General features: G+C 42.0%; 11 protein-coding genes and 1 other annotated feature. All 11 genes read left to right on the top strand.

Annotation, left to right across the window (positions count from 1 at the left end; genetic code table 11):
- Nucleotides 1-144 precede the first annotated feature (144 nt).
- Nucleotides 145-1,521, top strand: coding sequence for a PTS transporter subunit EIIC (locus tag Q0A12_RS04430; RefSeq protein ID WP_291291465.1), 1,377 nt, complete (start codon nt 145-147; stop codon nt 1,519-1,521).
- Nucleotides 1,522-1,547: 26 nt separating this feature from the next.
- On the top strand, nt 1,548-2,615 hold the full coding sequence (locus Q0A12_RS04425) for an ADP-ribosylglycohydrolase family protein (RefSeq protein WP_291291464.1): 1,068 nt from the start codon (nt 1,548-1,550) through the stop codon (nt 2,613-2,615).
- Nucleotides 2,578-3,291, top strand: a complete 714-nt coding sequence (locus Q0A12_RS04420) for a GntR family transcriptional regulator (RefSeq protein ID WP_291291463.1) — start codon at nt 2,578-2,580, stop codon at nt 3,289-3,291. The genes Q0A12_RS04425 and Q0A12_RS04420 overlap by 38 nt, the downstream gene beginning before the upstream one ends.
- Before the next feature lie 395 nt (nt 3,292-3,686).
- Nucleotides 3,687-3,920, top strand: a binding site (T-box leader).
- A gap of 254 nt (nt 3,921-4,174) precedes the next feature.
- Nucleotides 4,175-4,819: an amino acid ABC transporter permease gene (locus Q0A12_RS04415; protein ID WP_291291462.1), complete on the top strand. Its 645-nt coding sequence runs from the start codon at nt 4,175-4,177 to the stop codon at nt 4,817-4,819.
- A gap of 13 nt (nt 4,820-4,832) precedes the next feature.
- Entirely contained in the window at nt 4,833-5,465 is a 633-nt protein-coding gene (locus Q0A12_RS04410; RefSeq protein WP_291291461.1) for an ATP-binding cassette domain-containing protein, read from the top strand.
- Between the two features lie 12 nt (nt 5,466-5,477).
- Entirely contained in the window at nt 5,478-6,281 is an 804-nt protein-coding gene (locus Q0A12_RS04405) for an amino acid ABC transporter substrate-binding protein (protein WP_291291460.1), read from the top strand.
- 271 nt (nt 6,282-6,552) lie between these two features.
- Entirely contained in the window at nt 6,553-8,937 is a 2,385-nt protein-coding gene (locus Q0A12_RS04400; protein ID WP_291291459.1) for a DNA translocase FtsK, read from the top strand.
- A gap of 50 nt (nt 8,938-8,987) precedes the next feature.
- On the top strand, nt 8,988-9,689 hold the full coding sequence (locus Q0A12_RS04395; RefSeq protein WP_291291458.1) for a GntR family transcriptional regulator: 702 nt from the start codon (nt 8,988-8,990) through the stop codon (nt 9,687-9,689).
- 74 nt (nt 9,690-9,763) lie between these two features.
- Nucleotides 9,764-10,561 carry a pyrroline-5-carboxylate reductase gene (gene proC, locus Q0A12_RS04390; protein WP_291291457.1) on the top strand — a complete coding sequence of 266 codons (798 nt, stop codon included), beginning with the start codon at nt 9,764-9,766 and terminating at the stop codon, nt 10,559-10,561.
- 58 nt (nt 10,562-10,619) lie between these two features.
- Entirely contained in the window at nt 10,620-11,297 is a 678-nt protein-coding gene (locus Q0A12_RS04385; RefSeq protein ID WP_291291456.1) for an HAD family phosphatase, read from the top strand.
- 274 nt (nt 11,298-11,571) lie between these two features.
- On the top strand, nt 11,572-12,774 hold a 1,203-nt coding region (locus Q0A12_RS04380), incomplete at its 3' end, for a YhgE/Pip domain-containing protein (RefSeq protein WP_291291455.1).

Raw genomic sequence — 12,774 nt, 5'->3', positions numbered from 1 at the left:
TCCAAGGAGGATTATGAGGGATAAATAAATCTTTGGATATATTTTTTTTGCAATCGTTTACACTTTGATGTATTAAGGGTATATTTTGGTTGTCGATATGACGTCATAATGACTTGCGGATTTAACATAGAAAGGGGAATTATTATGAAAAAGGAAATGCTGGCCAATCAGATTTTAGAGTATCTAGGCGGAGCAGAAAATATTGAATCAATCACACATTGTGCAACAAGGTTACGCCCAAGTCTGAAGAAACGTGATTTAGTACAAAGTGAGAAAATCGAATCATTGGATGGGGTCACTGGGGTAGTCAATAAAGATTCGGGATATCAAATAATCATTGGTACAAATGTTGGAGAAGTTTATGACGACTTCCTAAAAGTATTGAATAGAGAAAAAAGTGAAGGGACTATCGAAACCACTTCTAAAGACCAAACAAAGAAAAGCCTGCTAAATGAGTTTGTTCAACTTGTTGTGAGTATTTTTTCGCCCTTATTGCCTTTATTAGCTGGAGCTGGTCTTCTTCGAGGTTTTACGATTCTTGCAAATGAAGTGGGGCTTTTATCTACAGATAGCTCAACGAATCTCATGCTGACACTGGCGGCAACATCTGTTTTCTATTTCCTGCCGTTATTAGTTTCGGTAACTGCAGCAAATCGATTCAAAACGAGTCCCTATATTGCCATAGCTGTCGCTGGCGCTTTGATCATGCCAGATTTTATTAATCTAATTCAAGGGGATGGCGGCAATACGATTTCGTTCTTTGGCCTGCCGATTCCAGTCTTTAACTACACATCACAGATTCTACCGGCGATTTTTACAACATGGGTACAATCGAAAATGGAACATTTTATGAAAAAACGTATTCCCAACAGTTTGCATATGATTTTAATACCAACGGTTCTCTTATTTGTTTTAGTACCGGTAACTGCGGGGATTTTTGGTCCTTTAGGCAACTATATTAGTATTGGTATTGCTGGAGTTGTCAATTATTTAGCGGGAATCAATCAAATCATTACTGGTGCAATTACTGGTGGATTTTGGAATATCTTGATTATGTTTGGTGTTCACTGGGCGCCCAATACGATGGTTATCATTCCTGAGATCGCTAATACCGGCCACTCGGCATTCATCGCCTATGGAGCAACAGCAAATTTTGGGATGGCAGGAGCAGCATTTGCAGTTTTCTTACGCTCAAAAAATACTAAATTGAGAAACTTCTCTTTAACTGCTATCACTTCTGTCTTTTTATCCGGGATCGTAGAACCTGCTATTTATGGTCTAGGAGTTAAATTTAAAACACCATTGATTGCTGGCTGTCTTGGCGCTGCAATGGGTGGCGCTTTTATGGGCGCATTTGATGTTATTGGTAATGCCTTTGTATTTGGAGGATTAACAACGATCCCAGCTTTTGCAGGTCCTACACTATGGGCATACATTGTTGGATTAGTCATCGCATTTTTAGGAGGACTGGTCTTAACGATTCTTCTAGGTATCAAAGATCCAGAAGCTGAGATGAAATAAAGAATAAATGAATGGAGAGAGAGTATATGAGTTTACAATTGAAAATTCAAGGTACATTGGGAGCGGCAGCTATTGCAGATGCTATGGGAGCTGCAACAGAAAATCTTACTTTTGACCAAATTAGAACAAAATTTCATGGGAAAGTCTCCACCTTTTTGAAACCGGATGAAGGGGCTTTTGCATTAGGAAATGAAGCTGGACAAGTTACGGATGATTTCTCGCAGATCTATACGTTATCTCATAGTATTATAGAAAATAGGGGAGTCATTGATTCTGAAATCGTGAAGGTAGCCATTCTAAAATGGTCAGAAAATGCATGGTATTTCGATCGATTTGCCGGTCCAACTACACGAAGTGCGATTGCGATGTATAAGAATCCTGACCAAAAAATGGCGCCATTACCAGGTGCTATGGCTGTGGATTATGCTTCAAAAGCTACGAACGGGGCGGCAATGAAAATTGCTCCCGCTGGGATTTTAAATCCAGGAGATGTGGAAAAAGCGATCCAAGCAGCTATGATTATAACTCAAGTGACACATGATAACGCACTCGCTATTTCTGGCGCAGCAGCTGTTGCTGCAGCCGTTTCTGCCTCGTTATGTGACTATGCAACTGTAGATCAATTGTTAGCAATAGGATTGTACGGTGCCATCCGAGGAGAAGAATTGGGCAAAATTTATTCCCGAGAAGTTGGCGGACCAAGCGTTGTTGAACGTATTAAACTAGCGTATACTATAGCTAATGAAGTTGGTACTCATGAAGAAAAACTGAAACGATTGGCACAAATCATCGGTAGCGGACTTCACATCTCGGAAGCAGTTCCATGTGCATTTGGAATTATTGCCCTAAACAAGCAAGATCCTTTTCATGCGATTATCGATGCCGTGAATGTTGGATATGACACGGATACGATTGCAACAATTGTAGGATCTATAGTTGGGGCATTGATTGATCAAGAGGATGCTCGCTTTGCACCACTGTTTCGAGATGTTCAAACAGCCAATAACTATGATTTAATTAGTTTGGCTGAATCTCTAGCAAATGTGGTGAATGAAAATGACGAGTCAAAAGGTAAAATATCTCTCGATTTATGAAGAGCTGAAAAAAGAAATCAATGAAGGCAAATATCCTGTGGGGGAACCATTTCTGACTGAACCTGAACTCCAAGAAAAATATGGAGTGAGTCGTATTACAGTTCGTCATGCGTTACAGCTTTTAGTAGATGAAGGGTTTATCAAAAGAATTCACGGTGTAGGGACAATCGTCCTTAGTACAAAAGAATTACTGCAATTGCAAACCCTTCTAAGTTTTTCGGAAGAAAACAAATTGCAATCCAATCATTCGGAACTCATTTCTTTAAACACATCTTTGGAAGCCAACGAGGTACTATGTAGTAAGTTAGACTTACCAAAAGGAGCAGAGGTTAGTAAACATGAACGTCTTCGCTACGTGGATGATCAATGTATTGGGTTTCAACGAGTATACTGTCCTTCCTACATTGAGTTAAAAGAAAAAGACCTTTCGGATAAACAGGCGTCTCTCTACCAGATTATGCGCAGTCAGGGGTTTGTAGTAACGACCGCACAAGAAACGATCGAATCAGTCGTGTCTGATGAAGAACTTTCTCGTTTGTTAAAGATTGACATGAATACACCACTTTTATACGTGGAACGTTTAACAAAAGATCACAAGAATCGCTTAGTTGAATATGCTGAAATTTATTATCGCGGCGATCGCTATCGGTATCATGTTCAATTGAAAGTACCCTAAAAATATAAAATTGAGACGGTAGCATAACTAAGAGGCTAGGACAGAAGTGTTAAACTCCAAGAAATAAGGAGAAATACACGGAAAATATTTTTCAAATTTTGGGTTATTTTGACTTATTTCTCGGCGTTGCTTCTGCTCCTGTCGTTTAAATAGGTTTAGAGCGTGGAACAAAAGTGATTCTTCCTTTTGGCCCACGCTCTTCCTGTTTGTCTCAATCGACGAGAGAAAATTTTTTTGAAGCAGTCTGTGCTGGGCATCCCCGAACATATATTAACTAGTCTTCCTTAGGGGCTGTTAAAAGGGAGAGCCGCACCTTTTTTACAGCAATCAAAGAAAACGAAAAAAAAAATTTGACTTTTTTTCCGTTTGCGTATAAAGTAATAAACAACTTAATGAAACAGACATCGAAAAGAAGAGTAGCAAGGTTTCTTCGTTTTAAGAGAGTCTCTGGCTGGTGAGAAGAGACAACAAGGACTTGTGAACCACATCTTGGAGTCGTTTTTCTGAATCGAGTAGGAAAGACCGGGAGTGCCCGTTACAGCAGCAGTCATTGTTTGATGACTTTCTGAGATCAGTTGCTGTGAAGCACTGATAAACAAAGGTGGAACCGCGTTGATAACGTCCTTTAGCTGTAATGGCTAAAGGACTTTTTTTATTTAATCGCGGTACTAGCGAATCCATCAACGGACTGCATGAGGTTTTTTCTGTGAAGGGAAAACAAATTGAGGTGGAACCACGTATCAAACGTCCTCTGGCATTAGGCCGGAGGGCGTTTTTTTTTGGAACGATGTTCATTAGCAAGTGGAAACAGGGCAAGATGGCGTTTGATTGCTCGAAAGTCAAGCAAGCTATCATTGCCGCAAAATCAAGGAGGTAAAAAGAAATGATCGATTATTTAGTAAGTGTGATGCCGCAACTTCTTTCTGGGGCAGGAATCACAATCAAATTGTTTGGGTTAACCTTAATAGGATCGATTCCATTAGGGATCCTCTTCGCTTTTATTCTCGCTAGTCGCTTGCGGATCTTGAAAGCAATCGTGCAAGTGTATGTCTGGCTGATGCGAGGTACCCCTTTGCTGCTGCAGCTGATCTTTGTGTTTTATGGTCTGCCGATCTTAAACATTGTCTTTGATCGGTTTGAAGCGGCGTTGATTGCCTTTATCATCAACTATGCTGCTTATTTCGCAGAAATATTTCGTGGAGGGATCCAATCGATTCCGGCAGGGCAATACGAAGCGGCAAAAGTTCTACGCCTTTCACCATTACAGACGATTCGTAAGATCATTATTCCGCAAGTGGTCAAGATCACCCTTCCTTCCGTTGGAAACGAAGTGATCAATTTGGTTAAAGACACCTCGCTTGTTTATATTTTAGGTTTATCAGATGTCATGCGAATCGGTAAAATCGCGATGGAGCGGGATAGTACATTGGTACCATTACTTGGCGTTGCGCTGATTTATTTACTGATGACCGGTATTTTTACACTGATTTTGAAACAGTTAGAAACGAAACTCGATTATTACCGTTAGGGGGCATAGAAAGATGTTAGAACTGAAACAAGTATCAAAAGCATTTGGCGATAAACAGGTCATTGATCGCTTAGACCTGACGATTGAAGAAGGCAGTATCTTAGCGGTAGTCGGACCTTCTGGGGGCGGCAAAACAACCTTGCTGCGGACATTGGCAGGGCTTGAGACCATCGATTCCGGTACATTTTTATTAGATGGACAACCTTTTGATCCAACGGATACAAAAGAACAAGAACAAGTCGTCGGTGTCGTTTTTCAAGACTTTCAACTATTTCCGCATTTGTCGGTATTCGATAACATCACACTGGCACCAAAAATGGTATTGAAACAAGACAAGACGAGCTATACCGAAAAAGCCGTTGTCTTAGCAAGGCAATTGGGATTATCTGAACTGTTAACGCAATATCCTTATCAGCTTTCCGGTGGGCAACGCCAACGAGTGGCGATTGCACGGGCGATGGCGATGAATCCGAAAGTATTGGCCTATGACGAACCAACCAGTGCATTGGACCCAGGGCTGCGCCAGCAAGTCGAAAAACTGATCTTAGATTTGAAAAAAGAGGGCGTTACTCAGATCGTGGTTACCCATGATCTGGTTTTTGCAAAAAATATTGCCGATCAATTGTTAGAAGTTGAAGGGAACTAAGGAGGAAGAAAGATGAAAAAATTTGGATTGACGTTGTTAGTCGGAGCCAGCTTATTGCTTTTTGCCGCATGTGGCAATAATAGTGAAAAAGCAGAAAGTGCTGCAGATAAAAAGGAAGTCATCGTTGGGTTGGACGATACCTTTGTTCCAATGGGCTTTCAGGATGATCAAGGGGAAATCGTTGGTTTCGATGTCGACTTGGCTAAAGCCGTTTTTGATTTAACTGGAACAAAGGTCAAATTTCAGGCAATAGATTGGTCCATGAAAGAAACGGAATTGGACAATGGCACGATCGATATGATTTGGAATGGCTATACAAAAACTGAAGCTCGGGAAAAGAAAGTGCTGTTTAGCGATACGTATATGGAAAACAAACAGGTTTTAGTGACTGCAAAAGACAGCAATATCACTTCCTTTGATGCCATGAAAGGCAAGGTATTAGGGGCGCAAGAAGGATCTTCTGGGTATGATACGTTTAACAATCAGCCGGAAGTATTGAAAGATATTGTCGCCGATAACGAAGCGACTTTGTACGCTAGCTTCAATGAAGCGTTTATCGACTTAGAAAATGGCCGCATCGATGGTCTTTTGATTGATCGGGTTTATGCAGAGTATTATTTGACTCAGACGAAAAAAGCTGATGCTTTCAATGTTATCGAAAGTCCTTTTAAATCCGAAAACTTTGCTGTAGGAGTCCGGAAAGATGATCAAGCATTGGCAGATAAAATCAATGATGGATTGAAGAAACTGCAAGAAAATGGCAAATTTGCGGAGATTTCTGAAAAATGGTTTGGAGAAGACGTTTCTCCAAAGTAATAAAAAAAAGATTGACTGCGACATAAGTCCTAACAAAAACGATCACAGCTGTCTGGCATCTGGGTGTTCACCAAGAGGTGCGAGGCAGCTATGCTAAAGAGGAGTTTAAGAAGTAAGACCTCCTTTAGATCGCCTTTTGTTTTAGACGGATGGCGCAGTCTTTTTTTGTTGTGAGGCTCTTTTTTTTCGCAGCAATAAACTTTCTGGCAGGAAAACTTTTGTTCGCCTTCTTTTTTCGTTATAATAGGTAGAGACGAAAAGAGGGATAAGAATGGCGCAAAAGAAACGCGCGAAGAAACGCAAAACAAAAAAACAACAAAAACAACAAGAAAAACTGATTCTAGTCGGTATTGGCTTGCTTTTTATCTTGTTTTCGATTTTTGGCTTTTTCCACTTAGGCTTTTTAGGAACACTGATCGCCAATGGGTTTCGCATCATCGGAGGCAACACCTACCAAGTGCTTTGTCTGGCATTGGCTGTCTATGGCGGCTGGTTAGCGATCAAGACTACGGAAGCACGCTTTCAGAGTTTTCGACGAGTGAGTGGCTGTCTGTTGATTTATTTGGGAATCTTAGTGATTCTCCATGCCCATCTATTCAACAATGTCATGAGCGAATCACCAAATGTCTTGCAAACGACTTGGACTACACTACTGGATGATATCCGCCGTAGTCAAGTAACCCAAAATGTTGGGGGAGGAATGGTAGGGGCGCTCGTCTATCGTGGAACCTATTTTCTCGTATCTCAGATTGGTAGTTATATTTTAGCTGTATTGATGATTATGATCGGTGGCTTTTTATTTAGTAAGATGAGCAGCCATGAATTGCTTGAACATTTGCAGCATGCGGGTGAAAAGATCCAACAAGTATTAGAGGGATCTCCTGAAAAACAAGCGGCTCGTGAAGAACGAAAGGCGCAAAAAGCCGCTGACAAGGCAGCAAAAAAAGAAGCGGAACGTTTAGCGGTTTTAGAGGAGATCAAAGAAAAAAATCAAGTCCGTCCTAGAACAGACGAAGAACGGGCAGTACAAGCGGAACCAGACTTCCCAGAAATTGAACCGGAGCAGTTAAGCTTCGTGCCCATTGACCATTTTCAAGAACTACCCAAAGCAACTCCGGCAGCACCTGCTACTCATGAGAAAAAAGAACCTGTTGAGGAAGCGGAGGATGATGGGGAAGTATTGGAATTTGAAATTTCTGAAGAGGCCGAAAACCGTGATTATGAGTTGCCTTCTGCTGAATTGTTGGACTCGATCCCTGCAACGGATCAAAGCAGCGAGTACAAAAAAATCGAACAAAATATTGGTGTCTTAGAGAAAACCTTCCAAAGTTTTGGTGTCGATGCCAAAGTCGTGAAGGCAAGTTTAGGACCTGCGGTAACGAAATTTGAAGTGCAGCCTGCAGTCGGGGTCAAAGTCAGCAAAATCGTTGGTTTGACAGATGATATTGCCCTAGCGCTAGCGGCTAAAGATGTGCGGATGGAAGCACCGATCCCAGGGAAATCATTGATTGGGATTGAAGTGCCTAACAGTGCGGTCAGCATGGTCTCCTTCCGAGAAGTGATCGAAGCACAACCGGATCATCCTGATAAGTTATTAGAAGTTCCTTTGGGGAGAGATATTTCGGGTCGTGTCCAAACAGCTGATCTAACGAAAATGCCCCATTTACTGATTGCCGGATCTACAGGGAGTGGGAAATCCGTCGCCATCAATGGGATCATCACAAGTATTTTGATGCGGGCAAAACCCCACGAAGTCAAATTGATGATGATCGATCCGAAAATGGTTGAATTGAATGTCTATAATGGCATTCCGCATTTATTGACTCCGGTAGTGACGAACCCTCGAAAAGCAGCCCAAGCGTTGCAAAAAGTCGTTAAAGAGATGGAAGAGCGGTATGAGAAGTTCGCTGCGACAGGGGTTAGAAATATCACAGGCTACAATGAACTAGTGATCAATAAAAATTTGGAAGATGGGGAAAACCGGCCCATCTTGCCATTTATTGTAGTGATCGTTGATGAGTTGGCTGACTTGATGATGGTCGCAAGTAATGAAGTGGAAGATGCGATCATTCGTCTAGCTCAAATGGCGCGGGCCGCAGGGATCCATATGATCCTGGCGACACAACGTCCAAGTGTAGATGTCATCACAGGGATCATCAAAGCCAATGTGCCTTCACGGATGGCCTTCGCTGTATCCAGTGGGGTCGATTCCCGGACGATCATTGATAGCAATGGTGCAGAAAAACTCCTTGGACGAGGAGATATGTTGTATCTGCCAATGGGTGAGAACAAACCGATTCGGGTGCAAGGCGCCTTTATCTCGGATCATGAAGTAGAACGGGTGGTATCCTTTGTTACCGAGCAGCAAGGAGCGAATTACGAAGAGAAAATGATGGTCACCGAAGAAGATACGGTAAGTACCAGCAGCGGACAACCGCAAGATGAACTCTTTGAAGATGCTAAAGCATTGGTGATCGAGATGCAGACGGCCAGTGTTTCACTGTTGCAACGCCGGTTTCGGATCGGCTACAATCGGGCTGCTCGTCTCGTTGACGAACTAGAAGATCAAGGGGTCGTAGGACCTTCCGAAGGCAGTAAGCCTCGAAAAGTGCTGATCGAAGCGGTAGCAGAAGAAGTACCGGGTTTTGACGAGTAAGTTGCACGCACTCTTTTGAGGGAGCAATAACTGGAAAGGCGGGGAAAGAAATGAAGCGTAAACATATTTTATATCGCGATGTGGCAGATAAAATCAAAGAAGATATCATGTCCGGACATTATCCTGTAGGTTCTTTTCTACCGACAGAAACCGAGTTAGAAACAACCTTCAATGTAAGTAAAATCACGGTGCGCAAAGCCATCGAGCTATTAGCAGCAGATGAATATGTGGAAAAACGCAGTGGCCGAGGAACCACGGTTTTAAGTAATCGACCTTACAACAAGTTGTCTAAAGGGACGACTTTCAGCCAGTTATTAGAAAAGACCGGCAAAGAATATACCAAGAAAAATCTTGATTTTACCTTAGTGGAGCTTGCAGAAGAGCATCCTGCTTCTGCTATGATGGGCAGAGAAGTGATGCGTTTAAGACGTATGTATTACTTTGACCATCAGCCATTTATTTACTATGAACATCATTTGCCTAAAATGTTAAAAGGCTTAGCCATGGAAGATTTTGAAGAGAAATCATTGTACCGTATTTTGGATGAACACCGGATGGTGATCGATACGTTCGAAGATTCATTTGCAGGATTGACATTGAATGAAGAGCAACAAAAGCTTTTGATCACACCAGAGATTTCAGCTTTGAAACGGGTACGTCGGTCTTATGATCTCCATGGAGAAGTGGTAGAATATACAGAAGGCATCTATAATACAGCTTTGCATCCTTATGTGATCGAGTTTGAAGCCTAATCACCAGATTAGGCTTTTTTTGCAAGAAATAGTGGTTCTTTTTAACCGCATAAATTTTTAGAGGAGTGAGCATTATGAAAACCATCGCCTTTATCGGGGCCGGGAACATGGCAAAAGCAATCATCAAAGGTCTGATTCAATCGGAATTGTATCAGCCAAAGGAGATTTTAGTCTATAATCATCGTTATGAACCAACCCTCAAACAATTGGAACAAGACTTAGGGATCACCCCTACATTAGAACTTTCTGAAGCTGCCGCTGCTTCGATCTTGATTTTAGCAGTCAAACCTTTTGTCTTTCCTAAATTATTGGAGGATCTAAAAGGGCAATTAAATGAACAACAGTTAGTCGTTTCCATCGCAGCTGGCGTTACGATTGCCCAGATGGAAGAAGTCTTGGGTCAGCGCAAAATCGTACGTGTGATGCCGAATACCCCAGCATTAGTCGGGGAAGGAATGACGTCGATCAGCAACAATGCGCAAGTGACTGGGGAGGAAGCTGCAGAAATCCAACAGTTATTTGAAAGCATGGGGAAAGCAGCACAAGTCCCGGAATCCATGATTGATGCGGTGATTGGGGTCAGCGGTTCTTCACCAGCGTATACCTATCTATTTATTGAAGCATTGGCTGATGGTGCAGTTGCAGAAGGAATGCCTCGGCAAATGGCCTATGAATTTGCTGCTCAGGCAGTTTTAGGGGCTGCGAAGATGGTGCTGGAGACCAAAGAACATCCTGGGGTCTTGAAAGACAATGTCAGCTCTCCTGGCGGCACGACCATTCAAGCAGTGAAAACATTAGAAGAAAACGGCTTTCGTGCTGCAGTGATGAAGGCTGTTCACGCTGCTGCTGAAAAGAACCGCGAGATGTCTTGATCAACCAAAGATATAGTGCATTGACTTGAGTAGGAATAAGAGAAGAGGGAAAGAGTCTATGAAGGAATTATTGATTTTTGATTTGGACGGATTATTGCTGGATACGGAACGTATTTACCAAGAAGGCTGGTTAGCACTTTTTGAAAAATATCAGCTGCCGATCACTGCAACAGATATCGTTGCTTGGCGGGGACAAAGCTGGCAACAGACTGTAGGTATGTTAGCAGAAAAAGTTGGCGGTCCAAAACGAGTGGAGGAACTACGAAAAGAACGAGAAGGATATATTGAAGAGCAGTTACTCAACGGAAACCTGCAGCCAAAACCATTTGCCCATGAGACATTGGCTTTGGCACGGGAAAAAGGGTTAAAGACGGCGTTAGCCACCTCTACGATGGCCTTTCGTGGGGAAAAGTTGTTGAAGCATTTTGACTTGATGAATGCCTTTGATTTCAAAACCTTTGGCGATGATGTACCCGCTCATAAACCGGATCCAGCCCCCTATTTGCTGACGTTGAAAAAAGCGGCACTTCCAGCGGAAACAGCATTAGTCATGGAAGACTCTTTACCTGGAGCCACTGCAGCGACACGAGCAGGGATCCAAGTTGTATTGATTCCTGACCAAAGCTTTACCCACAGCTTTTCAGCGAAAGAAAAAGCAGACCTGAATCTCTATGCGGAAACTACTTCTCTTGAGTATGTCTATCGTTTGCTAGAAAATGATCAATTGGCCAAATAGCAGCAACAATGGTCGTTTTACACAAGAAAACGATCATTGTTGTTTTTTACAGCGAATGGATTTTAGCAAACAAATAGTTCGTCTGCTAAAGCCAGTCATGTTAAAGTTAAAGAAAAGATTAACAATAAAGGAAACTACGTAAAAAGTAAAAGGGTTTCATTTTGACAAATCGTACATTTTGTCGAAAGGCTGGTACCAGTGATCTCATTCCCATTGGCGACTTACGAAAAACGTGGTAAATTATCCTTCGACGAAGAAAAGTGGGGGAAAGAAAATGAACAAAATCAAAAACGTGTTTTATTTATACAAATTAGACTGGAAACGAATCTTTAGTAATCCGATTTCCGCTTTTTTGATCATTGCTTTGATGATTTTGCCCTCGCTTTATGCGTGGTTCAATATCAAAGCATTATGGGATCCATACGGAAATACCAGTGAATTGCCCATCGCGGTCTACAGTGCGGATAAAGGCGCTGATTTTGAAGGGAAGCAGATTCAGATTGGGAATGAAGTCATCGATTCTCTCCATGACAACAAGCAGTTAGGCTGGCAATTTTTGGATTCTAAGAAAGAATTGGTTGAAGGGGTCAAATCCGGTAAATATTACGCCGGAATTTATTTGCCTGCCGACTTTTCAGAGGACTTGATCAGTTTTACCAAAGGCACAATCGTCAAACCCAAGATTGAATATTACAGCAACCAAAAAATCAATGCCATTGCACCAAAAATCACGGATAAAGGTGCTAGTAGTTTACAGGACCAGATTTCAAAAAACTTCATTGAGACGGCCAGCTCCACATTGGTAAAAGTATTCAATGAAATTGGCTATGATATCGATTCAAACTTAGTCAGCATCAATAAAGTCAAAAATATGATTTTAGAAACAGATGGCAATTTGGATACCATTGAAGGATACACGAAGCAAGTAGTTGAACTTCATGATAAGTTTCCAGAAATCAAAGAAAAAATCGCCAAAGCGGAAGAATTTACCGATTATATTCCTCAAGTGGATGAGATGGGTGACAAACTGATCGCATTAAACGATAAGCTGCCGGAATTGAAAAAACAAGCCAGTGTCATTTTGACGTTGCAAAAGAAAATCCCCGAAATCCAAAATGCCGGCAAGCAATTAAAAATGATCGATGATGATTTTGATAATATTGCCAGCACTATGACCGAAGGGATCGATACAGCCAAACAAGGTCTGCAAATCATCGAACAAGTGCAAACCGCACTGCCAGAGATTCAGCAGTTAGGGGATCAAGCAGCCGACTTTGCTTCTGCAACGAAAGATGGCGCCCAACAGTTACAAGAGGCTCTACCAAGTATCTCCAATAGCGTCAAAGTAACCATTGAAGCCATCAGCAAAGTTGCGACCACGACAGCCAGTTTGACCAATACAATTAAACAAGCAATCGCTGATAATCAATTGACCGACCAAGAACGGAAAGATATCCAAGCAGTCATCAGTGACTTC

The sequence above is a fragment of the Enterococcus sp. genome, from assembly GCF_022711995.1.
Lineage (GTDB): Bacteria > Bacillota > Bacilli > Lactobacillales > Enterococcaceae > Enterococcus_D.
Note: the sequence above shows the minus strand (reverse complement) of the source record. Positions and strands in the feature narration are given on the sequence as shown.